Genomic DNA, 24,349 nt, shown 5'->3' on the forward strand with positions numbered 1-24,349 from the left:
GTTTATTTCTTGCTCGCTTTCCAATATCGGTCAAGCTGCTGCTGACGAATTTGCAAGATTCGGTCGAGCCCCATTGACTTCGTGTTCTTCACGAACGTATCCCATTCCGTCATCTGGGTTCGGCCAGTAATGAACTTCACGATCGATTCGCCTACATAGGTGTGCACATCGTTCTCCAGCCGGGCCAGCTCCTCCACCTCGGCTTGAGTACCATGCGGCTTTGGAATGGAATCTACAATGTACTTCTTCACCTTGTTCACCTGCGCGGCAAGCGCCGGATCCTTCTCTAACGTGGCGATCGGTTGTGCGGCATGAAAGCCATCCGTCATCCGCAACCAAGGGGTCGTAGGCAATGCGCCTAAGGACCGGAGCGCCTCATTGAAGCTCAGCTTATCCGGGTTGTTCGAGACCCAGTCGGTAAATTGCGGTTTGCCGTTCTCAACCTTATAGCTTTGTCCCTCGATCCCAAAGGTCACAAGCCGGGCACCCTCTTCGCTCGCATAGATGTAATCCAGCCATTTCATGGCGAGCTCAGGATTTTTGGCATCCTTGGAAATCCCAAATGCCAGGCCGAGCGGAGGCCCCATTTCATAAAACGGTTCATGGTTCGGGCCCTTCGGCGGGTTCGTGATCACCCAGTCGGACTGGACGCCCGTTTGCTTCAGCATGGAATTGTACCGGTTTACATTATTGACAAAATGATTAGTCACGCCCACCAGATTCCGGGAGATACCAGAGTCGATTTGCTCCACCTTGTTCACAGCGAATTGACTGTCGATCAAGCCCTCGCTGTACAGCTTATTGAACCAGGTCACGAGCTCCTTCGTCTCCGGCTTGATCCAGTGATACTCGACCTTGTTGTTCTTATCCGGGAAATAGCCGTTGCTGTAGACGAAGTTATGAAGGCCGAAGGCGCTTCCAAATATGCCTAAGCCTTGGTAGGAGTAGTCCGGAGAGAGCGGAATTTCGTCTTGGCGTCCGTTGCCGTTAGGATCCTTCTCCTTGAACGCCTTGAGGACCGTATACCACTCGTCCAGCGTCTGCGGCTCCTTCAGCCCCAGCTTGTCGAGCCAATCCTTCCGGATGAGCCAGCCGAAGGGATCATTAATATTGGCTCCGCTGTTGACCGATTGGATGGCATAAATTTTCCCGTCCGGCGCGCGCATCTGACTCTCTACCGCCGGGAAGTCCGCGAACAGCTTGCGAATATTAGGCGCATGCTTGGCGATCAGATCGTCCAGGGGGATGACGACGCCATCGGCCGACGCTTTGACCGGACTTCCCGTCAGACGGAATATATCCGGCAGATTGCGTCCCGCGGCCAGCCGTACGTTGATGAACTCCGTGTATTGCGCACTCGGTACAACCTCCCAATTGATCTTCACCCCGGTACGCTTCTCAATTTCGTTCCATACAGGCAGCCCTTGGGTCAAGCTCTTCGGCGCGTACAAGTTGTCGGCGGTCGCCACACGAAGCGATGCGGTGCCGGGTTCGGCGAAGGGCAGCTTGTATTCCTCCTTCGCTTGATTCGGCGCTGATGTCGCCGGTGTGACTGAAGCCTTGCCTTCCTCCGATTCGGTGCTGCTGCAACCAACTGCAGCGAGTGCAGCTGCGGCCAGGACGGCGGATGCGAATCCGATGTGTCTCCCCTTGCGTTTCTTGACCATTTGTTAACCCCTCCATTTAGATGCTAAACTCCTCCTCATCATAAGACGGACTTCTCTTCAGTAGTATAAGCAATACTTAAGATGAGTCGATTAGAATCAAGATTGGACGTAGTATACGTAGATTCAAGATAGAGAATGACGACCGCCAGCTGGTGTTTGCGGTTACCAGGTCAGGTAGTTGTGGAAGGTGATGTTCCGAGCGCCCTCGACTATTTCTCCAATTGTGTAGGTCGGGCAGCCCTCGGCCGCCAATTGCTCCAGAACATCTGCCTCATGCTCTCGATCGACTACCACGACTAGACCTACTCCCATATTAAAGGTTTGCAGCATGTCTTCCTCAGGTACTTGCCCATAGTGTCGGATCACAGGGAAAAGGGGATGGACGCGAATATGACTTAAGTCGATGCTCGCACTAGTTCCCTCAGGGAGTATTCGCTTCAGATTACCCTCGATGCCGCCGCCTGTGATATGGGCCATTCCGTGCAAGTAAGGTTTTCCCTGAATCAGTAGAAGCGGCTTGTAATAACAAGTATGCGGCAGCAGGATGGCGTCCAAGAAGCTAAGTCCATCTATCGTTTCCTTCATGATCTCAGGCCGCTCGGCCATCAGCTTGCGAACCAGCGAGTACCCGTTCGTATGCAGCCCGTTAGAAGCAAGGGCAAGTATTCGATCTCCCGGTCGGATTCGGCTGCCGTCGACGATTCGATCCCGATCTACGACACCAAGGATGCTAGCATTGAGCATGTACCGCCCTTTCTCGAGCAGACCGGGCTGCTCCGAGGTTTCGCCTCCAATGAGACTGCAGTTTTGCTCCTGGCATGCCATGGCCAGATGTTTGACGATGCTCACGACCGTCTCCTTTTCCATTTGACCGCACAAGATCGTATCCAACACAACCTCCGGCTTCGCTCCCATAACGACAATGTCGTTGATGAGATGATGAATCAGGTCTTGGCAGATGGTTGGAATGCGTCGATGCTCCAAGGCAAGCCATTGCTTCGAGCCGGGCTCCTCAGCTTTCAAGACCAGCACGGGATTCTCCACTCCTTCAAAACGCGGCAGAAACAAGGAAGCAAATGCGCCTGGCCGATTCAGCACTCTGGTATCCTTGGTCTCCATCAGCACCCCCATCTGATCCTTCGTTCTTTCCGCATTGCGGACATCTACCCCTGCAGCTTTGTAAGTATGTCCTTTTCCGTTCATTCGGCTCATCCCCTTAACTGGAGTTAGACCTTAACAGATGGTCCTAGCGACAATTATAGGAGTTATGTGTCATTTTCAAATGTACAGTTTTTAAGTAAAATAGATGACAGATGATTGATGAAAAGGATGGAGACATTCATTATGCTCATGCCGCCGCAGGTGGGAGAGTTACCGGCACAGCCTCACTATTTGAAAATCTACCATTTTTATAGAGAGCATATTCTGCTAGGGACGATGCCGATCGGAGCCAAATTGCCCTCCATACGAGCTCTGGCGCTCCACTTGGGGGTTAGCCGGAATCCGGTTGAGGAAGCCTACGCTCATTTGGTTGCAGAGGGGTACATTGTGAACAAACCGAAGAGCGGTTATTGGGTTGCATCCATTCCGCAGCTTCCTTCTGGGTTGTCACCACAGTCTGAGGAGGGTACTAAGGCTACTCCTATCACGGATAGCGGAAGGTCTGGCGAGCACGAGGTAGTGGTCGATTTCGCATATGACCGCATTCGGTCCGGCTCTTTTCCGATTGCCCTTTGGAAAAAGCTTACCCAGCACACACTGCGTGAAGCAGGTCCGGAGCTCTTCGAGTACGGGGATCGCAAAGGGGAGCTGCAGCTTCGTCGCTGCATCCAAGCCTATGTCAGGCAGCATAGAGGTGTAGTGTGCGATTCGCAACAGATCATTGTGACTTCAGGAACGCAGCAGTCGGCGCTGATGATTGGTTTGCTGCTTCGCTCCGATCGGCGACCGCTTGGTGCAGAGGCGGCTATGCATCCTGGGCTGCACCGTATTCTCGAGCAACAGCTACAGCACGGTCTTGTACCGGTTCCGCTAGATGAAGACGGCATTAGCTGCGAAGCGCTGGAAAGGCTGAACACCCTGTACGCACTGTGCGGGGTATATGTGACTCCCTCCCACCAGTTCCCTTATGGGAGCATCTTACCGGCTTCGAAAAGAGCGCGACTGCTCCAATGGGCTTCGGATTCGGGTGCCTGGATTATTGAAGACGACTATGACAGTGAGTTTATTTATGATGGTCAACCTCTACCTGCCCTTCAAGGGATGGATCGACATGGGCGTGTCATTTACATGGGGACGTTCTCCAAAGCGTTGGCCCCCGCACTGCGTTTAAGCTACCTCGTTCTGCCTCCAGAGCTACTGGCTCGGTACGAGGAGGAGTTTAGGGATTATGACGGCACCGCCTCCCGGGTAATCCAGGTGACGATGGCTCGATTTATGGCGGAAGGGTTGCTAGACCGGCATATTCGCAAAATGAGAAGCGTCTACTCTCTCAATCGGAAAAGATTGTTGGACGCGGTCGCCTGCTATATGAAGGGCAAGGCAAATGTGTCCGGTGCCGGATCGGGGCTGCATGCGCGCCTGTCTGTGCAATCGTTGGGGTTGCCTACGGAAGAATTGGTGAAACGAGGGAGGTTGGCAGGAGTCGGGATTCGCGCAGTGACGGACTTTCATCACGCCCCTGCGGCGACTTCGGCTACATTTTGCGAGCCACAGGGGGAGGTGGAGTTTGTGATTGGGTACGGCGGGTTGTCCGGTGCTCAAATTGAGGAGGGGATCCGCAAGCTGGCGGAAGTATGGGGGATGTGATACGTATCCGCCACCAAAAAAAGCGCCCCATCGAGAAGAGATGAGGCGCACGCGCATTACTGCTGGCTGGCCGCCAACGCCTGCTCGAGATCGTGCAGGATGTCGTCGATCGACTCCGTCCCGACGGACAACCGGATCATCCCCGGCGTCACGCCGGTCGACAGCAATTCGTCGCCCACGAGCTGGCTGTGCGTGGTGCTGGCCGGGTGAATGATCAGCGACTTCGAGTCGCCGACGTTCGCCAGATGCGAGAACAGCTTCACGCTGTCGATCACTTTGCGCCCGGCGTCGACACCGCCTTTAATTTCGAACGTCAGGATCGCGCCTTGGCCTTTCGGCAAATACTTCCGAGCCTGCTGATAAGCGAAGTGGCTCTCGAGACCCGGATAATTGACCGAGCTTACAGCGTCATGCTGCTCCAACCACTGGGCGACCTGCAAAGCGTTCGAGCTATGGCGCTCCATACGAAGGTGCAACGTTTCGAGTCCCTGCAGCAGCAGGAAAGAGTTAAATGGCGCAATCGCAGCCCCAATGTCGCGGAGCAACTGCACGCGGGCTTTGATGATGTAAGCCAGCGGCCCAACGGCTGCGGTGTACACAACGCCGTGATAGCTCGGATCAGGCTCGTTGAGCTCAGGGAACCTGCCGCTTGCTTTCCAATCGAACTTGCCGCCGTCCACGATGACGCCGCCGATCGAAGTGCCGTGACCGCCGATGAACTTGGTGGCGGAATGGACGACGATATCCGCACCGTGCTCGATCGGACGAAGCAAATAAGGACTGGCCAACGTATTGTCCACGATCAGCGGAATGCCGTTCTCATGCGCTACCGCCGATACCGCTTCAATGTCGATCACATCGCATTTCGGATTGCCGATGCTTTCCACGAACAACGCCTTGGTCCGCTCCGTAATAGCTTCACGGAAGTTATCCGGATTGCTCGGGTCGACAAACTTGACGGTGATGCCGATTTTGCGGAGCGTATGCGCGAACAAGTTATAGGTCCCGCCGTACAAGCTGGAAGCCGAAACGATCTCGTCGCCCGCTCCAGCGATATTCAGAATGGAAAACGTAATCGCCGACTGCCCGGACGAAGTGGCAAGAGCGGCAATCCCACCCTCCAGCGCCGCGACGCGCTTCTCGAACACATCTTGAGTCGGATTCATGATCCGGGTGTAAATATTGCCAAATTCTTTCAGCGCAAACAGATTGGCCGCATGCTCGGAATCGCGGAATCCGTAGGAAGTCGTTTGGTAGATCGGAACGGCTCGGGACATGGTGGTCGGGTCAATCTCCTGACCGGCATGAACCGCCAGGGTTTCAAGGGCTAGCTTGCGTGGCTCAGTCATTGGATGGGAAGCCTCCTCTTAGATATGGTTTGGATTAGTTCCAACGTAAAAATATTCTAGATTTATTGCTCAAATCCTTCACAAGTTTGTGGCCAGCAAAAAAGAGTACCTTTCCGGAGCCGAAAGTGTGCTCTTGCACCCTCAGTTTTGCAATTTGGGGCAGCTCCACACAGAGCTCCCTTTCTCAATCCCCATTCCGTTTCCAACCTTCGCAAAGTCCCTGCCGGATGCTATACTAAACGAACAAACCTAACAACCATTCCTCCCGCACAAAAAAGGAGCGTCTCCGACCTCATGAGCAGCCGTGACAAATTGGTTGAAATCGATATCATTCGCTCGCTGGGCATCTTGGCCGTCGTGCTGATCCACGCCACTGCCGATGCAACGGCTTTTACGGGAGGCGGACAAGTCTCTGGCATAGGGCTCGCGGAAGGCAGTCCGGGCCAGCTCTTTTTTGTCGCGATCAACAAGCTGAGCTACTTCGCCGTGCCCCTGTTCATCTTCGTCAGCGGACTGGTGCTGTTCCATAAATACGGACGCAACTGGGAGCTCGGGCAAACGATCACCTTCTACCGAAAGCGCTTGATCCGCATCGTGCTGCCCTACCTGATATGGAGCATGGTGTATTTTACGTTTTTTCATCTGATCAACACGCACTCGTTCACGTTTGACTGGGCCGCTTTTCCCCGACTGCTCCTATGGGGCGAAGCTAGCTACCACCTCTATTATTTGATCATCATTCTGCAGTTCTACTTGCTCTTCCCCTTTCTTCTAATATTAGTCCAAAAAGTGCCATTGATCCGCCGCCTCCTGCTCCCCATCGGACTGGTGCTGCAGGCCGGTTTTTTCGTTCTGTCCAGTTGGTTCGTCGATATCCCTAAGGCACCTACTCTTGCGATTTCGTACTTGGCGTACTTCTTGCTCGGCGCGGCGATCGGATTGGAGTATGAGCGGGTGAGCCGGTGGACGAACCGTCGAATCGGGTGGCTAGTGTCGGCGACCGTTCTGTCTGGTTTTAGTTTTGTCAGCCTCTTCATGGCCTCCCGTTATTTCGGCTATACGTTAGGAAGGGGATGGTTCGAAGCGCTGCTCGTGGTCTACGTCATGTCGCTCAGTGTAACTATGCTTGGTCTCGGACGATGGAGCGCCACTAGGCAGCCGCGCCAGTTAGCTTGGTACACCTCGCTCGGAGCCGCTTCGTTCGGCATTTATCTGGTGCACCCCCTGTTCCTGTCCGTCTACCGCCTCTCGGTCGCGCCCCAGGAATCGACGATAGCTTATGCGTTCTATACACTGATCGGATTTGTGTGGCCGTTGTTCGGCAGCTGGTTTGTCGTTGTTCTGTATGAAGCGATAAGTTGGAGGAAGCTCGGGGGTAGACTGCTGGGAATGGGCAGAGGTGCCGGTGAGGGTAAAGGGGCAGGAAAAGTCCATGAAAGCTGAGTCCGGAAAAAAGGAGTTTCCTCTGTCCTGGTCGAATAGTTGTATTATAACGACTTAAACCAATTACTCGATATAGAGGAGCGCGACATGCTGAGACTCGGATTTGCCGAACGGGCGGTTTCGCCTGAGGCTGGTATATGGTTAGGCGGGTTTTCCAATCGGACGGAGCCTGCGCAGGGCGTGCGGGATGATTTGCTTGCCCAGGTAATATGGCTGCAAACCGATTCTTCCTGCGAGCATGTGCTAGTCGTCCTGGATCAGGTTGGGGTGACGCGCGAGTGGACGGATAGGCTGGAGCAACGGATGGGCGAGCGCTGGGGGCTCGGGTCCGGGCAAGTGCTCGTGCACTGGACGCATACGCACTGCGCCCCGCTGTACCGCGAGCCGACGCCGGGGTTCGAGCACGCGGGTTATCCGGCAGCGTATTGGGATGCGCTGCTGGAGGCGGTGATGGAGACGAGCGAGGAAGCGCGAGGCGACCTGGAGCCGGTGTCGCTGACCTATGGCAGCGGCACCTGCGAGCTTGCCGTGTCGCGCCGGCTCATCGTGGACGGCGCGAATCAGTTCGCCGCCAACCCTTACGGGACGGCGGACCATGATTTGCCTGTGCTGGCGGCGCACCGCGAGGACGGGAGCCGCAAGCTCGTGCTGTTCAGCTACGCCTGCCATCCGACGATGACGAACGGACTTTTCGTCTCGGCGGAGTTTCCCGGCGTAGCGCGGCGGGTTGTCGCTTCGCGCCTGCCGGATGCCGGCGTGAAGACGGTGTTCCTGCAAGGCTGCGCGGCGGATGCCGTGGTCGGGGTGCACAACAGCGAGAAGGAGCGGTACCAGTTGCCCGACCAATGGGAGGACGTAGAGGCAGCCGGCCGGTACTTGGCCTGGAAGGTGCTGCTCGTGCTCGGCCATCGGATGGAGCCGATCGAGAGCGACGCACTCGCCAGCTTCACGCTCAGCTGCTATCCCGGCTTCGAGCGGTTCCCGGATCGCCGGGAGCTCGAAGAGCGTGCGGCCGGGGACCATCCGGGCGACGCCCGCTGGGCGCGGTTCCAGCTGCAGCGCTTCCCGGGCGAGCCTGAGTGGCCTTCGAGGGTCGAGGCGCGCCTGCACGGCCTGCGGATCGGCGACGCGATCCTGCTCGGCCAGCCGGGCGAGGTCGTCGCCGCGTACGGCCTGCGGCTCAAAGCCCGCCATCCGAAGCTGCGCCTGCTCACACTCGCCTACTGCCACGCGCAGATCGGCTACATCCCGCGCCGCTCCATGTACGACGAAGGCGGCTACGAGGTAGACGCCTGGCGAACATGGGGCTACCCTTCGCGATGGGAGCGCGGCATCGAGCAGCTGTTCGAAGCGGCAGCGGACACGATCGTCGCTCGCCTTCAGACTGGCAGCTAGTAGGGAAGGTTAGCCAAAACTAAGATCAAAATGCCCTCTATGGAGCGCGAAGTCAGCTCGACCGGCTGGGCAAAGGCATATCTTTATGTCTGGCGAAAGCTCACTTCCCGCGAAAGAGCGATTTCTCCAAATTTCTCAAATCGTTATTTCGCCGGCCGCGCTACCCCCGCCTCCGCCTGAGCACAGCCTCGTTCGTTTGCCGAACGGACTCACAAAACTCGGCGTACGGCTCATCCGCCAGATCGAGCAGCCCGTAGTTGCCGATCAACCCTTGCGGATTGCCATAGTCGTACAGCGCGAACCAGTGCGTGCCCACGATAAACGGCAGCTCGGCCGCCGCGCTGACGAACTCCCGGTACGTCTCGCCCCGGCGAGCCTGCGACCGGACAATGACGTTGCGCGCGCCGTTCGTGTTGATCAGGAAACCCGCCTCCGCCCCCGCGCAAAAGCTGAACTCCGTGATCATAATCGGCAGCCCCGTTCGACTGTGAGTATACTCCAGCCACCTTACCGGCAGGTTGAAGCTATAGAAATTCAGCGTGATGACATCCGCGTAATCCTTCATCACGTCCAGCACCACTTCCGGCGTGCTCGTCCCCACCATCCGGTCCCCCAGATTGAGCCGGCCCGGATCGTAGCGCTTCAGCGCTTCCGATGTCGTCTTGTAATACACCTCCGCGATGCGTCGCAGGAAAGCCGTTTTGTCCGCTTCCAGCACCTCGCGATGATCCGCCCGGTACACGGCGATATACGCCAAATCCTCCCAGGCCGTGTACTCGGCGCCCCAAGCTTCGTTCAACCGCTCGATCGACCCGCCATGGCGCTCCTGCAGCAGCTCGATCCAAGCCATTTTCCCCGGCCGCCCCGCCGCCAGCTCCAAATAATCGTCGACCAAACTTGTGTCGCTTACGCCGTTACCCGGATCGTTGTTGCCCCATTGGCCGCCATGCCCCCACCAGTGGATCTCGTTGTCCGTATAGTAGCCGATGACGCCCGGGTCGTGCAGCAGCGCCTCCCCCCTGCCGCTCTGAAAGCAGTCGATGCAAGCCCGCTCCACCGAAGCGCGAAACTTCTTATCGAACACATCCGGGAACCCCGTCCCCCAGTCCGTGTTTACCTTCGGAGCATGCCGCGACATGCGGATCTCCACCGTCTTCGGCGTCCCGTTGCCCCAATAGTACGGCTCATGCCACGCTCCCAGCGTATTGAAGCCATACTGCCGAACTTGCCCCAGCTTCTCCCCCGCCCAGCGAGCGAACCAGTCCCGGCCGCCCCCAAACTTCTCCACCCAATCCGTCTTCAGCCAATGGGTCTGATCCAGCACCTGATTGTGCACCGCGTTGACGCCTACCGAATAGAACGGCTTGCCATCCGGCCCAACGAAACACCAATTTCCGCCCACTTGCTCAACCGTGTATTTATTTTGCATCTCCAACATCCTCTCTCTCCCGCCTCATCTGCCTGCCCAATGCTTCTCACCCCAACTACCGCTCCATCCGCTTCTTGAACTCCGCCGGCGACAGTCCGAAATGCTCCTTGAACACCTGCGAGAAGTGCACGCTGTTGTCATAGCCGACCGCACTCGCAATCTCGTACACCTTCATCCCCGTACCGAGCAGCAGCTCCCTCGCCTTACCCATCCGGATCTGGATCAAATAGTGCCAGATCGTCGTTCCGGTCTCCTGCTTGAACATATGCGCGAAATGGTTGCGGCTGAAAGCGACCCGATCCGCAATGTCTTGCAGGTTCAGCTTATCCGCGTAATGCTCGTTCACGAACGCCTTCACTTCCTCGACCGCCCGGCGAGCCGGTTGATCCTTCAACGCCTGGCACACTGCGAAAATCCGGTTCGCCCCTTCCTCCAACCGGCGCACCGCGCACAGCCGGAAGTAGCTGCGCACTTTTTCATGCGGAATCGTCTTCTCCCACAGCCCCAAGTCCTTGCCCTCATGCAGCTCGATGCGGACCTTCTCCTTCTTGAGCTCCTCCACGATCAGCTCCAGCCACGCCATCGACATCGGATTGAGCAAGTAGAAGCGGTCCCCTGCCAAGCTCTCCAACATATCGAGCGTATCAACCACGAGCAGCGGCAATGTTTCTAGCTGAACGGTCTGGAACTGCAGCAGCCAGCGCTTCAGCATGTCCTGGTGATGGGGCAGCGAACGCATCAACAGCAGGGCGGCGTCCGCCTTTCGGCGCGAGGACACCTCATGGGTGGCGCGGGCGAACGCTTCGTCCAAGTGCTGCTGGTCCACCGGCTTGATGATGTAGTCGACGGCGCCGAGCTGCATACTCGTTTTGGCATAATCGAACTCATCGTAGCTCGAGACGACAACCGAGATCATCCAAGGGTAGCGCTCCCTCACTTTTCCGATCAGCTCCAGCCCGTCCATAATCGGCATTTTCACATCAGTCACGCATATATCCGCATAGTGGCCGTCCAGCCATTCCAATGCCTTCGCGCCGTTGGCCGCGGTGCCGGAGACGACCGTTTCCTCGCCCACCTGTTCGATTTTGCTGGAAAGGCTTTCCCGGATCAACGGCTCGTCATCCACAACAAGTACGCGATACATGCGGCTACCACTCCTTTGGATTGTTCACTCTGTAGGGAAAGCGCACAGTCACTCGCACTCCGCCTAAACGGCTGTCATTGCCGATCTCGACGCCTACGTCGCTCATCTGGTAGAAGGCTTGCAGACGGTAATGCACATTCAGCAGCCCGATATTGGTCAGCGACACGTAGTCCTCTTGCACCTTCGCCACCTCGAGAAGCTTCGCACGGAACGCCTCCAGCCGCTCGGGATCATAGCCTTGACCGTTGTCTTCGAACACGACGGACACCATGTCCGCTTCCTTCCGCACCGTCACTTCGAGCCGCGTCGGCTCTCCGGTCGTCTCAATCCCGTGTTTGATCGCATTCTCGGCAATGGGCTGCAGGATTACCTTGAGACAAAGCGCGTCCCGGCACTCCTCCTGCAGGTCGATATGGAATGTGACGTCCCCGCCGAAACGGATTTGGCTGATATTCATGTAATGCGTCACATGGGTGATCTCTTCTTCCAGCTTGACGTGCGTATCCCGATAGTTCGAAGTGTAGCGCAGCATCCGAGACAGGGAGATCGCCGTGCGCTCAATCCGGTCATGACCGGCCAGATGTGCCATCGAGTTGATGGACTCCAGCGCGTTGTACAGAAAATGGGATTTGATCTGCGATTGCATCGCCGAGAAAGCCGCTCGCTGCTGCATCAGCTTCGTCTCCGTCAGCTGCTGGACCGACGAATCGAGCTCCGTCAGCATGCGGTTGAACGAATGGCTGAGATCGGCCACCTCGTCCGTACCCTCGATATGAATCCGGTTCCGGAAGTTGCCGAACTGCGCCTTCTTCATGTGGGATCGGAGCTTCGACAACCGGCGCGAAATGGAAGCGGCAACAAAGGTGACAAAAGCAATGCCGATGACCATCCCGACGGAAGCGCTGCCGATTGTGAAGTTCCGAACCCTATCAATGCTCTTCGTTATATCTTTGTCGGACAGGATGGCGACCGTCTTCCAGCCGGTATACGGAATCGTATCGAACACGATAAGCTGCTTCGTTTCTTTGCGGTAAAAGGTACCTCTCTCGGCGGCTAATCGCTCCGTAATGTCGGGCTCCAGCGTACTGCCGACCTTCTCCGCATCCTGATGGATCAGGATCGTTCCGTCCGGCTTGGCAATGAGTCCGATCCCCTCTTCTCCCAGCTTCATCTGATCCAGGATCGACTGCGCCGGCTCGAGCGAGATGTCCATCTTCAGATAACCTCTCGCATCGGGATTACCGAACCGTCCGGCCATGGTCAAGAGAAGCTCCTTCTTCGGATTGTTGTTGTAATCCACATAAGCCGTACTGACCTCGACCCGGTGGTACACCTTCTCCAGCAAGCCTACCTCGCTCAGCCACGGCTCGTCTCCCATCGTGTAATCCTTGTACAGTCCCGAGGTGAGCGCATAATTGAAATCGCCGCCCTTGTCCGAGATCATGGAGATCGACAAAATTTCAGGCTGGCGCACCAGAAAAAATCGCAAATAGTTGCGCTCCAAAGAGTGAAACCCATTCACCAGCTCAAACCGATCGGCCGGGTCGATCTGGAACCATTTCTTGAATTCATTGCTCGTGCCGAGAATGAGAAGCCCACGCTCATATTCCACGTACTGCCGGTCCAAGTTTAGGTTGGCCTGGCGCAGTACCTGCTCGCTGAAATGTGCGACATCTTGGCGAATCGTTCGGGAAGTATCGTAGTAACTGAAAAATCCGATCATCGACACCATCGTCACAATGATCAAGATGAGCAAGCTGATCAACTTCCACTTCAAGGACGCTTTGATGATTTTGAGCATCGGCAACCAACTTTCCCGACATTCCGAGGTTAAAAAGCACAACCGCCGCCCGGACGAAGCCGGTCTGGGTTATGCTTTCCAAGTCCACCGTTATTTTTTCCTGTTTTTATTGTACCAGTCGGTCCGTTCCTTGACCATCTCGTCTCCGCCTTGCTTGCGCCATGTTTTGACGAAATCGTCGAAGTGAGTCAGCGGCTCGCGGCCGAGCACGATCTTGCTGCCCGCCTCCAGGAACTGATTGGCGATGTCGTAGTTGTTCTTGACGGACGGCATGCCGACCGACTCGTTGACGAAGCCTTCCTTCAAGCCGATATCCCGCGCCGCCTTCACCTTCGCGTATGCGGCCGGATTGCTCAGCTTCGCTTCTTCCACCGCTTCATTGAGATCGTGAATTTTGAAAATGTTCGTAAACGACGCCTGCTTCTCCATCTTGGCGGTATCGATCACGATCTTGCCGTTCTCCTTCTTATAGGCGTTGCCCTCCTGCCCGAGATCCGAGAACAGCTGCCCTTCCTCGGTGACGAGCCAATCGAAGAACTTAATGATCGCTTCCGGATTTTTCGCGCTCTTCATGATGATGAACGTTTTGGCGATCGGGCTCCAGCGAGTACCGAGCGGACCGTCATAACCGGCGCCGCGCGGAGTCGGGATCGCGACCACATCCGGCTTTTCATTCGGAATCGTCTTGTCCAGGTCCACCTGCCATTGCCAAGCGAGCTGCTGGGTATGCGACCACATGCCGACCAGGCCGGACTTGATCTTCTGCTCCCAGACGGTTCTGGAGTTGGTCAGGAATTCGGAATCCATTACTTTCTCGTCCACCATCGACTTGATAAACGAAAGCGCCGGCTTCATATTCGGATGAATGTTCTGAATGATGACTTCGTTATTGTAGAAAGACTCCGTCCAGGAGTTGTTGACACCCCACATGCCGAAAATATTGTCGCCCCAGCTGAACTTCTCGCGCATCGAGAACGGAATTTCATCCTTCTTGCCGTTGCCGTTCGGATCTTTGTCGCGGAACGCTTTCAGCACGTTCATCAGCTCGTCGGATGTCTTCGGCACTTGAAGGCCGAGCTTATCCAGCCAGTCCTTCCGTACGTAGAGCACGGAGTTCGAGTAAGTCGAAGGTTGCGGAATCGCTAAAATTTTACCGTTGACGGACACCGCATCCCAAGCGTTTTTCGGGATTACTTTCTTCAAGTTCGGGCCGAACTTGTCGATCAAGGCGTTCAGCTCCAGCACCTTGCCGGCGGCAACCAGGTCCGCCTCAGGACCCGACCAAGATTGGTACACATCCGGGAAATCGCCGGAAGCGAACTTGAGCGAGAGCTGATCGTTGTACTGGGCATGCGGCAGTGAAACCAGGTCCAGGTCGGTGTTCGTTTTCTGCTCCAAGAACAAAATGTTGGGATCGTTCTGATCGAGCGGCGGCATCGAATGATCCGAAGCGTACATCCGGATCTTGGCCGGCGCTGCCGGCGTCGCCGATGCGGCGGTGCTGGCACCCGGACTTGAACTTGCGTTCGGAGAGCTAGACGCTCCCCCTTTTTCCCCACTCCCACAGCCTGCGACTAACAGGGACAATGAGGTCATTAATACAGCTGCCTGCTTGACCTTCTTCTTCATCTGAATCTGCCTCCCTATTTTGATTATATCAAAGGACGTTACTCTTTGATCGATCCGATAAGAGCGCCTTTGATGAAATGCTTCTGAATGAAAGGGTAAACCAGTAAAATCGGCACCGTGGCTACGATGATCGTCGCCATCTGCAAGCCTTGCGGGGACAGCGAGACGCTCGATTCGATCGCGGCCGCCAATTCCTCGTTCATATTGAACTGCGCGATCAGATTGTATAGATAGAGCTGCAGAGGCCTTAGCTTGAAGTCGTTGACGAACAGCAGCGCGGAGAAATAATTGTTCCAATGGCCGACGGCATAGAAGAGAATCAAAGTCAGCATGATCGGCTTCGACAACGGAATCGCGATACGCCACAGGATGGAGAACTCGTTCATGCCGTCCACTCGTGCCGCTTCGAACAGCTCCTCGGGCAGCGATCGGAAAAAGGTGAGGCAGATCAGCATATTGAAGGCGGCGAGCGCGCCGGGAATGATAAGCGCCCATACCGTGTTCAGCAGATGCAGGCTTTTCACGACTATATAGACCGGAATCATCGGAGCTTGGAAAATCATCGTGAAGACGATCAGCATCAGGACGAAATTTTTCCCTTTCAGCCCGCCTTTGGATAAAGGGTATGCCGTGATGACGGTCATGAGCATATTGAGCGCGGTGCCGACAACCACTACGAATACCGTGATGCCGAACGATCGCCAGAAAACGTTGTTTTTCATCACGATCTCATAGTTGTTAAGGTTGAAACCTATCGGCCAGAAAGTAACTTCTCCACGGATGAGAGGCTCCGGCGCGCTAAGCGAGCTCGAGATGATGTAGAGGAAGGGGATCGCCACAGCCGCGCAGCCAAGCAGCAGGACGGTGTAGTTCAGCGTGTCAAAAGCTCGTTCTCCGAATGTGCGACGATAGCGCATCGTGTGTACCTCCTGGGTCAGAATATCCGCTCTCCGGTCGTTTTGCGGCTGATTCGGTTGGCAATGATGAGCAAAGCGAACCCGACTACCGATTTGAACAGCCCGATGGCCGTCGTTTTGCTATATTCGCCTCGGATAATTCCTTCGCGGAAGGCATACGTATCGATGACATCGCCTACTTCGAATGTGATCGGATTGAGAAACACGTATATTTGCTCGAAGCCGAGATCGAGAATATGCCCGATCTTCAGCAGCAGCAGCAGCATGATCGCCGGCAGCATGCCCGGCAGCGTGATGTGCAGCATCTGCTTCCAGCGGCCTGCGCCATCGATGCGCGCCGCCTCGTACAGCGTCGGGCTTATCCCGGAGATGGCGGCCAAGAAGACGATGGCGCTCCAACCCATTTCTTTCCATATCCCGGACCCTACGACGATGAAGCGAAACCAACCAGGCTCCTGCAGGAAAAAAATCGGTTCGAACCCGAACGCTTTGATCATCGTGTTGATCAGCCCGATCTGCGGCGACAGGAGCATATAGCCGAAGCCCGCGATGATGATCCACGATAAAAAATGCGGCAAGTAGACGATCGTCTGGATCGTGCGGCGCAATACCATGCTGCGGATTTCATTGAGCAGAATGGCCAGAATAATCGGAGCCGGGAAGGCAAAGATCAACTGATAGAAGCTGATCGCAAGCGTGTTCCACAGCAGCCGGCGGAAGTTCACATATGCGAAAAATTGTTGAAACCATTTGAACCCTACCCATTCGCTGTTGAAAAAGCCGCCGTATATGTTGTAGTCCTGGAAAGCGATGACGCTGCCCAGAAGTGGAACATATTTGAATACGAGAAAGTACAGCACCCCCGGCACTAGCATGACATACAGGGGCCAAAAGCGTCTTAAGTAGCGGAATGTTTGGGTCTGAGCCGTCGGCTTTGGTTTTGCTTGCCAGGCTGCTGCTTCTGCTTTTGCCGGAGCTTGGCTCATGGAATCCGCCTCCTTCTCTTGGATGCAATCGTTTATTCTACCTGCTTTTATCATAAATGGATCGTATATACGGAACAATAGGGGATCAACCGAAAAGCATAGGAATCGTCTTGGGTTGATGCAGCACCTTCACATCCTGTGGGTTGAGGACGAGAGGACCTTTCAATTGTTGATCCGATAAAGCATCCGACCAGGAATCGCTTAGAGAGACTACAGCTTCAACTGCCGTATGATTGATCAAGAAAAGAACCTCTCGTCCGCCTCCATCGGCATCCACTCGGGCAACCGCCTCGACGCCTGCCGGCAGGTTCGGAATAAGCGAGGTTACGCCTGCCTCGTCGACAATTTGGTCCAGGATCGCGTACAAGCCTTGTTTCTCAAGCACCGTGCCGATGTAGAACGCATGGCCTTTTTGAAAGGCTCTACGGGTAACGGCAGGGGTATCCTTGTAGTAGCCGCTTGTATAGACGGCCATCGGTTGTGCAGGCGACCCGAGCGGGAGCAATTCGATAGATTCGTACCATTGAGAGGATCGGTAGGTGGCGCCGGTTGAAAGGTCATGAATGCCGATCTCCTCATGAGCTTCGATGACCCCGTAATCCTCTACGTCGATCCCTAGCAGCTCGCGGTAAGGCCCAGGCAGCCGCTTCTGCGTCATCTGATTGTTCCATTCCTTGGCGCCGGTCCTGAAATCCGCCACCCAGCAGCCGCCGTTCGCTACATAGCGGTGCAGCGCGGTTACGGTGCTTTCTTTGGCCATCATCAAGTTCGGTGTGATCAGGAGGGAGTACTTGGTGAAATCGGCTTCCGGCGACAGGATGTCGACCGGAATGCCTCTTTCGTAGAAGTAGGCATAGTATGCCTCGATATGTTTGATATACTCGTAGCCCTGCATATGCGGCTGGAGCTCGAACGCCCAATCGTTATCATAGCTGCGGATGAGCGCGACCTTGGGCTTCACCGTCGTGCCCGTTAGCAGCGGCGCCAGCTTCTCCAGCTCTTGCCCAATGCGCTTCACTTCCTCGTATTTGCGGCCCGGGTCGCCATGGTGCTGGAGGATGCCGTGCCACAGCTCCTCGATGGAGTACGGCAACGTCCGCCAGCGGAAATAGACGATCGCATCCGCGCCGCGGGCGACGGATTGATACGTCCAGCGGCGAATTTCGCCCGGCACCGGGGTTGGCGCCATGGTAAGCGCGCCCGGAGCGCCGCTCTGATGCTCCAGCACCCAATAATTCCGGCCGCCCTTGAAGCCGCGAGTCATGTCGTGCTGCTCCGCCGCGTAGGAGGGACGGTCCTTCGGCTCCGACTTCATGTTCGGATAAATGTCCAACGAGCTCAGATCGAGCTCCTTGGACAGTTCGTAGAAGTCGATATGATTGTATTTGCCCATCTCGTTATGAGTTATGGGCTGGCTCTTGATCGCGTTGGCGCGAATGATATCGATCTGAAGCTTCTGATAAGCGCATACCGAGTCGGAGGAGAACCGGCGGAAATCGAGGGCGAGCCCGGGATTGTGATGCTGGTGCACCGCGTAGGCAGGGAGATGGACCTCGTCCCAGCTGCGGAACGTCTGACTGGAGAAAATCGTCCCCCACGCCTCGTTCACCGCATCGATCGTGCCGTATTTTTGCTGCAACCAGGCTTTGAACGCGTTGAGGCAGCTGTCGCAATAGCAGCGGGCCGTATCGATCATGCCGAACTCGTTGTCGATTTGCCAGCCGATGACGCGCGAGTCGGAACCGTAACGTTCGGCCATTTGCGTAACGATTCGCTTTGTATACGTGTGGAACGTCGAGTTGTTGAAGCAGTAATGCCTTCTGGCACCGAAGCCTTTGCGGCGGCCGTAGATGTCCTGCTGATAGATGTCCGGATGAAGGTCCATCAGCCATTTCGGCGGGCCGGCGGTCGGCGTTCCCAGTATCGTTCGGATCCCGTATCGGTCCATGAGGTCGATTGCCCGGTCGAGCCAGGACAAGTCATATTGGCCTTCTGAAGGCTCAAGCCTCGTCCAAGCAAACTCGGCCATCCGAACGGCGTTAAAACGCGCCTGCTGCATGAGACGGGCGTCAGTTTCCCAACGTTCCTCCGGCCATTGCTCCGGATAATAGCAAGCTCCGAAATACATAAGATGTTTGCTCCTTTGACTGTGAGTTCAAGTAAAATTGTAGCGCCGGGGCAGTGCTGGAACAATGAGGGGATGTTCCGATATGCATAGGGATCGTACGGGTTTGTGGGGCGAAAAAAACAACCACAGCACGATGGTTAGTCGCATTGGGGCTGTAGTCAAGGTTACATCAGTTTAGTAATAGTGGAATAAAATGCACCTCAACGAGGCGCGATGGTAGTTGTTGGTACAACGACGTTCGGCTAACATTCGGTAGTAAAAAGCTTCATGCCGTTCGTCGAGAGACGGGGGACTTCATGTTCTCGCACTCCTCTCCAAAATAAAACGGTTAGTCGGAGGGCCTCTTTAAACAAAGCCCTCTACTAACCGTTTCATTTTCGTGCCTAAATCATACAGAAAAATCTATTGCATATCACACTGAAAGTAAATAGCATCTACGGTTTGATCAAGTCTAAAGATCAACTTTCAAGGTGCCCAACATCTTGGCAAACTTCGGATCATGGTACGACAGGAAAAGAGAATCCCGCGTATCGAGGTCGGAAATTTGTTTCATATCGTCCGCGCTCAACTCAAAATTGAAAATGTCAAAGTTTTCGACGATCCTCTCTTTACGCACCGATTTTGGAATAACAACAACTTCACGCTGAACAAGCCAGCGCAACACGACTTGGGCGACAGATTTGTTGTATTTTTCTCCGATCAAACCGAGTACTTCGTTTCCGAACATGTTGCCCCGCCCTTCAGCGAACGGCGCCCACGACTGGTGCTGCACACTCTGTTCTTTCATAAAAGCGGCACTCTCCATCTGCTGATAGAACGGGTGCGTTTCGACCTGGTTGACGGCGGGCACGATTTCGTTATGCACGATGAGGTCCATCAGACGGTCAGGCAGGAAATTGCTGACACCAATCGCCTTGATTCTTCCTTCGCGGTAGAGCTCCTCCATCGCACGCCAAGCGCCGTAATAATCGCCGAACGGCTGGTGAATCAGGTACAGATCGAGATAGTCGAGCTGCAGCTTCTTCAGGGATTTGGAGAACGCCAGCTTGGTACTTTCGTAGCCGGCATCCTGGATCCAAAGCTTGGTCGTGATGAACAGTTCCTCACGCGGCACGCAGCTGCGCTTAATGGCACGTCCGACCGCTTCTTCGTTCAGATAACCGGCTGCGGTATCGATAAGGCGGTAACCTGCCATCAGCGCTTCATATACCGCGTTCTCGCATTCTTCTGCATCGGGAATTTGATATACACCGAAGCCGATAATAGGCATTTTCACACCATTGTTCAATGTCACAGTTTGCATTGTAATTCCTCCCATTGTTCAAATATAAACGGCAAATAGCTGCGAATTCCTGAATGGGGTACCGCGTCAGGAATTTCGTTTACGGCCGATTTGCACTATAATTAGCTTACTATCCTCGTGTAACACGAAGGCAAGCAGTTTTTATATCTTTTCTAGGGAGGATACCCATGCATACAGTTAAAGAAGCCGCCCAGATAACGGGACTCACCGAGCACGCCGTGCGTTTTTATACGGATAAAGGATTGGTGCCCAGCGTACAGCGCAATCAAAACAACATTAGGATGTTCGACGAAGAATCGATTAATTGGCTGCATGGCGTCAAATGCCTCAAGCAATCCGGGATGTCGATTGAGGCTATTAAAACGTATGTCGACCTCTGCCTTGAAGGGGAGTCAACCATTCCACAACGAAGCGTACTCATGATGGAGCACAAGGAAACGGCGCTCGCTAAGCTTGAAGAAGCCAAAAGACACGTTGTCCATTTGGAAGAAAAAACAGCCCTATATCAGGCCATACTTGAGCACCGCACACCAGACACAACCAATCCTGGAAGCTGGGACAAAGTTCGGCATATGCATGCTGAGGTATTCTATTCACGTTCTGTGTGAAAGGCAGAGTGTTGGGATAAGACAGAAAGTATATTACACTTTGAATTGCGATGCTAATAATTGCACAAAATACACCGTTTCTGCGTTGAACAGAAACAGTGTATTTTTGGCCGGAACCTATACGTAAACCATCGAGATCAAATATTATATACGATTCCGCCGAAGCCGATGGTTGACTCGTCCTACCAGCAGCACGCCGAATACCGGCGATACCGCTGAGATGAGCGTGCCTACGAAGAACAGACCCATGGCTGACAGAAACATTTGCCGGGTCGTGAACCATTGCTGCAATACCCCCTGTCACCGGAACAACCACGCCAACGACAAGCAAATAGGCGGTCGTGAGCCATTAAACTGTCGTTGCAGTAGCGCCGAATGAATTCATTAGTGCAGGGAAGGCATTGCCCATTAGCGTTTCATTCAAAGCGGCAATAAACATGCCGACGATCAGTGCGACCATAATTGGACCGCGCTTTAAGTTATTTAAATCGATCATAAATTTTTCCTCCAAGCTTTTGTATTTAGCTCATTATTGATGACCGCAGCGACAAACGCCCCCATCGAGGCAGCAGCCACGGCCTGATGTGTTCGCGATGCCGCATCCCCAGCGCTATAGATACCCGGAACATTCGTTTTTCCGAAATCATCAACGACGACAGTCCCCCATTCCGTGATCTGACATCCGATCGTTCGCGGCAATTTCGATCCCGTAACCAACTCCGGTTTGAAAAAGATCCCCGTGCACGGGACGATCGTCCCGTCTTCGAGAACGACTTGCTGCACGATCCCGTCGCTGGAATCAATGTGAAGGATCGGCGAATCGTACAGAGACACTCGATTCCGCCGGAACTCCTCGCGCTCGGCATCCGTCAGTTCATCGGGGCCATTCGTGCAGACGGTAAAACGATTCGTCCATCCGGATATGAGCGGAGCGAAATGCATAAGCTCGGCCCCCTTGTTAATGACGACAAGCGACTGCTCCCTTAACTCCCATCCGTCGCAATATGGGCAGACAAAGGCGCTTTTTCCATATACCTCCTCCAGTCCCGGGATGTCGAGCGGCTCATCCTTCATGCCAACAGCAAATAGAATTTTTTTGGCGGCAAAAATTTGTCCTTGCGCAGTCTCAATCTGAAACTGACCATCGGTTCCCGTAACCGCTACTGCGGTGCCCGCTCCGAATGATACGGAAGGATAGGCGCTAATCTCTTCCTTCGCAATTCGACGAAGCTCACGCGGTGTAATTCCGTCGCGGGTAAGGAATCCGTGGACCTCGCGGGTTACCGCGTTGCGTGGACGACCTTCATCGATGATCGTCACTTTTTTCCTTGCCCTTCCGAGCATCAGGGCCCGTTCAATCCAGCCGGTCCGCCACCAATAATGGCCACATCTGAAAGTTGATTTTTCTTTTCCATCAACCTAAAACACCCCCATAATCGATCTACATTATCCATAATTAAAACGCAAGAAGCATATCACTTCTTGTTTGCCTCACGAGTACAATGTTTGAAAGCTTCATCCAGTATCGTTTGGATTGTGTGTTCCCGTAAATATTGGTGTAGCTGCTGTTCCGCGCCGTCCATGACTTTTTCAACTAAACATACTTTTTCTCTCGGGCGTTTCTGATCCCGCTGCGCAGCCCCCTCCTCCGCTAATAATTGATGCTGCCGCGAGCTCGTATTCGAACATTCGAACAGCTGCTGTCTTCCTTCAATCACTTGAATTACATCCAGGAACGTAATTTGATCCGCCGCCCTTGCAAGCTCGTAACCGCCTTTCACCCCTGGCACAGCACGTACGATTCCATCCTGTCTCAGCTTGGACATGATTTTGGATAAATAGCTTTCAGAAACACCCAGTGATAAAGAAAGCTCCTTGATCCCTACATTATTGGAACGCTCCGAATGACCCAGATGAATCAATGCATGTAAGGCATAATCTGTACTTTTGGAGAACTGCATGCTTCCCTCCTCCCTTCACGAAACATCTTTATAATGGATCTTCTATATCCAGAATAATGGATTCAATTTTGAATTGCAATGACTTTCTTAATCCGGATGGACAGTTAAAAGTACCGAGCACCGGGCATTATTGAAACAAAGAACTCTCTTGCTTTTCATACCTTTTCGAAATAAAAAATACAATCAGATATCAGCAGTATACAGCGATTTGGTGCCGCTAGCATCAAAACACTGACTATTCAAAGGCTGACTGCAACTCAATGACAATCATTTTTTCAGAAAATCAAGCATAAGAAAAACCTGATCGAAAGTTCACCGAGCGGTCAGGTCTTTGATTGCCTGCCGAGAGTAAACTGTGGACAAATCCCTGCTGGAGAGGGTCCTGGCGGGACCCGAATTGTCATGCTGGAATGTGGGGAATGGGGAAATGGGGAGCCGAGCGTAACGTTAGATTCAGCCCCAGAGCGCCTAATGCCAAGTACCCCTCTGGATGCAGTCCGAACAAGTCGGTCTGCAAGGCCGCTCGTGGACCGGATCGGCTCCCTAGTCCGAGTTTGCCCAATTGGAGCGGCGTTTTTGAGAGGGGGTGCGCGGAAATAGCTCTGCAAGAGGGGAAATTCGTACTACGGCACCGATCCGGACTTGCTCCCGCCATGCAGTCCGAACAAGTCGGACTCCAGACACCGACGCCGCAAGGCGGCATCACGGATGATGAAAATCAGACGGATTTTCGGGGAGAACATTGCAGCCCTATCCCTCTTCCCGCCCCACTGACGCAGTCCGACTTTTTCGGACTCCGTGACGGTTGCGTGGCGGAAGAGGCTCGTAGTCCGAATTCACCCTCTGCAGAGCCGCTTCCATCCACCTCCATCGGAAATCGCCTCTCCAATTCGGCTCATTCGGACTACGTGGCCGATACGGATGACGATCGCCTCTTGTGTGGTGATAGTTTACCTCAGTCCTTTAGTTTGTGGTACTTTAGAATATCCCTGGCTTCTTTATAAGAAATACCAAGATACAAAGTATACACTCCTTTTTCTATTTGATAATCATTTTGCGCGAGGAATGACGCAAGTTTCTTTCGATCCTTCTCAACCATAAAATAAAAATCCTCATTATTTAGTACACAGTCTGCAGAACACTCGTGCGAAATTTTTATAACCACGTCTTTTTTTACATTTGAAATATCATTTTTTTTAATAAAACTAGAAAATTGAAAAATAGCTACGACAGCAACCATCAAACCAATAGTCCAATACATTATTTTTATTCTTTTCATTCGGAAGACTTCATTACTACAGTATTAACGTATGCTTTACCATTCGAATCAACTCTAATTGTTTGTGTTAGCATTGCCCTCATATCAGCTCCTGCATCTGCTGGTGAATATCCATACTTCGGTATTCTTAATGCGTCTCCATAACCGAGGAAATCTGCCATTATCTGTTTCCAACGTGGTACTGCTAACGTCCAATAATGTTTACTGGTCGGCGCAGAAAGCCCGACATGGCTGAATACACCCACAGCAAAATCGACGCAGTTGTTTGATAGAACATTATACTGTTCAGAATATCCCTCTGCAAATGCTACTGCTTGGAGTGCTTGTTCGTTGGTAATTACGTAGGTTTTTGCAACATTCCAATCTCGCTCAGAATCGTTCTTTACAACACCTGGCACCATTAGTCCGTCTACAATTTGTTCGGGATATTGCCCAGGCGTACCTGGATGAAATCCGAAATATTTTACATTCTTCACAGAATTACCATCTGAACCGGTTGTAT

At 53.9% G+C, this 24,349-nt stretch carries 18 protein-coding genes and 2 pseudogenes; 4 read left to right on the top strand and 16 right to left on the bottom strand.

Annotation, left to right across the window (positions count from 1 at the left end):
* Positions 1–2: 2 nt before the first annotated feature.
* Positions 3–1,667, bottom strand: coding sequence for an extracellular solute-binding protein (locus PKO02S_RS13485; protein ID WP_127583594.1), 1,665 nt, complete (start codon positions 1,665–1,667; stop codon positions 3–5).
* A 162-nt stretch (positions 1,668–1,829) separates the two neighbouring features.
* Entirely contained in the window at positions 1,830–2,870 is a 1,041-nt protein-coding gene (gene purM, locus PKO02S_RS13490) for a phosphoribosylformylglycinamidine cyclo-ligase (protein ID WP_127583596.1), read from the bottom strand.
* A 141-nt stretch (positions 2,871–3,011) separates the two neighbouring features.
* Between purM and pdxR the strand changes: the two genes are divergently transcribed.
* A complete protein-coding gene (pdxR, locus tag PKO02S_RS13495; protein ID WP_164821442.1) occupies positions 3,012–4,475 on the top strand; it encodes a MocR-like pyridoxine biosynthesis transcription factor PdxR in 1,464 nt (487 codons plus the stop codon).
* Positions 4,476–4,531: 56 nt separating this feature from the next.
* On the opposite strand, the gene PKO02S_RS13500 is transcribed toward pdxR, so the two are convergent.
* Positions 4,532–5,824: a homocysteine synthase gene (locus PKO02S_RS13500; protein ID WP_127583600.1), complete on the bottom strand. Its 1,293-nt coding sequence runs from the start codon at positions 5,822–5,824 to the stop codon at positions 4,532–4,534.
* A gap of 294 nt (positions 5,825–6,118) precedes the next feature.
* Here PKO02S_RS13500 and PKO02S_RS13505 point away from each other — a divergent pair, with 294 nt between their 5' ends.
* Together PKO02S_RS13505 and PKO02S_RS13510 are read left to right on the top strand one after the other, a co-directional pair.
* Positions 6,119–7,267 (top strand): acyltransferase, encoded by a 1,149-nt coding sequence (locus PKO02S_RS13505; RefSeq protein WP_127583602.1) that lies wholly within the window; start codon positions 6,119–6,121, stop codon positions 7,265–7,267.
* 87 nt (positions 7,268–7,354) lie between these two features.
* A complete protein-coding gene (locus PKO02S_RS13510; RefSeq protein ID WP_127583604.1) occupies positions 7,355–8,662 on the top strand; it encodes a hypothetical protein in 1,308 nt (435 codons plus the stop codon).
* A gap of 160 nt (positions 8,663–8,822) precedes the next feature.
* On the opposite strand, the gene PKO02S_RS13515 is transcribed toward PKO02S_RS13510, so the two are convergent.
* From PKO02S_RS13515 to PKO02S_RS13550, 8 genes are all read right to left on the bottom strand, one after another.
* The gene (locus tag PKO02S_RS13515) at positions 8,823–10,100 is read right to left on the bottom strand and encodes a hypothetical protein (protein ID WP_127583606.1); all 1,278 of its coding nucleotides are present in this window, start codon (positions 10,098–10,100) and stop codon (positions 8,823–8,825) included.
* Between the two features lie 46 nt (positions 10,101–10,146).
* Positions 10,147–11,235, bottom strand: coding sequence for a response regulator transcription factor (locus tag PKO02S_RS13520; RefSeq protein ID WP_127583608.1), 1,089 nt, complete (start codon positions 11,233–11,235; stop codon positions 10,147–10,149).
* Positions 11,236–11,239: 4 nt separating this feature from the next.
* Positions 11,240–13,036: a cache domain-containing sensor histidine kinase gene (locus PKO02S_RS13525; RefSeq protein ID WP_127583610.1), complete on the bottom strand. Its 1,797-nt coding sequence runs from the start codon at positions 13,034–13,036 to the stop codon at positions 11,240–11,242.
* Between the two features lie 90 nt (positions 13,037–13,126).
* Positions 13,127–14,665 carry an extracellular solute-binding protein gene (locus PKO02S_RS13530; protein ID WP_127583612.1) on the bottom strand — a complete coding sequence of 513 codons (1,539 nt, stop codon included), beginning with the start codon at positions 14,663–14,665 and terminating at the stop codon, positions 13,127–13,129.
* Between the two features lie 38 nt (positions 14,666–14,703).
* A complete protein-coding gene (locus PKO02S_RS13535) occupies positions 14,704–15,582 on the bottom strand; it encodes a carbohydrate ABC transporter permease (protein ID WP_127583614.1) in 879 nt (292 codons plus the stop codon).
* A 17-nt stretch (positions 15,583–15,599) separates the two neighbouring features.
* Positions 15,600–16,568: an ABC transporter permease gene (locus PKO02S_RS13540; RefSeq protein WP_164821443.1), complete on the bottom strand. Its 969-nt coding sequence runs from the start codon at positions 16,566–16,568 to the stop codon at positions 15,600–15,602.
* Positions 16,569–16,653: 85 nt separating this feature from the next.
* A complete protein-coding gene (locus tag PKO02S_RS13545; protein WP_127583616.1) occupies positions 16,654–18,696 on the bottom strand; it encodes a beta-galactosidase in 2,043 nt (680 codons plus the stop codon).
* A gap of 451 nt (positions 18,697–19,147) precedes the next feature.
* A complete protein-coding gene (locus tag PKO02S_RS13550; protein ID WP_127583618.1) occupies positions 19,148–19,999 on the bottom strand; it encodes an aldo/keto reductase in 852 nt (283 codons plus the stop codon).
* Positions 20,000–20,166: 167 nt separating this feature from the next.
* Here PKO02S_RS13550 and PKO02S_RS13555 point away from each other — a divergent pair, with 167 nt between their 5' ends.
* On the top strand, positions 20,167–20,607 hold the full coding sequence (locus PKO02S_RS13555) for a MerR family transcriptional regulator (protein WP_127583620.1): 441 nt from the start codon (positions 20,167–20,169) through the stop codon (positions 20,605–20,607).
* 174 nt (positions 20,608–20,781) lie between these two features.
* On the opposite strand, the pseudogene PKO02S_RS33245 reads toward PKO02S_RS13555, so the two are convergent.
* The 5 genes and pseudogenes from PKO02S_RS33245 to PKO02S_RS13575 all read right to left on the bottom strand — a co-directional run.
* Positions 20,782–21,103, bottom strand: a pseudogene (locus PKO02S_RS33245) (MFS transporter); the annotation flags it as partial.
* Positions 21,100–22,022: pseudogene (locus PKO02S_RS13560) on the bottom strand (NAD(P)/FAD-dependent oxidoreductase). The pseudogenes PKO02S_RS33245 and PKO02S_RS13560, both read right to left, overlap by 4 nt.
* Positions 22,023–22,082: 60 nt before the next feature.
* Positions 22,083–22,568, bottom strand: a complete 486-nt coding sequence (locus tag PKO02S_RS13565; protein ID WP_127583622.1) for an RrF2 family transcriptional regulator — start codon at positions 22,566–22,568, stop codon at positions 22,083–22,085.
* 955 nt (positions 22,569–23,523) lie between these two features.
* Entirely contained in the window at positions 23,524–23,847 is a 324-nt protein-coding gene (locus PKO02S_RS13570; RefSeq protein ID WP_127583624.1) for a hypothetical protein, read from the bottom strand.
* Positions 23,844–24,349, bottom strand: a 506-nt coding sequence (locus tag PKO02S_RS13575; RefSeq protein ID WP_218033928.1) for a hypothetical protein, incomplete at its 5' end; no start/stop codon positions are given. The genes PKO02S_RS13575 and PKO02S_RS13570, both read right to left, overlap by 4 nt.

Source organism: Paenibacillus koleovorans NBRC 103111, assembly GCF_004000845.1.
Lineage (GTDB): Bacteria > Bacillota > Bacilli > Paenibacillales > NBRC-103111 > Paenibacillus_AA > Paenibacillus_AA koleovorans.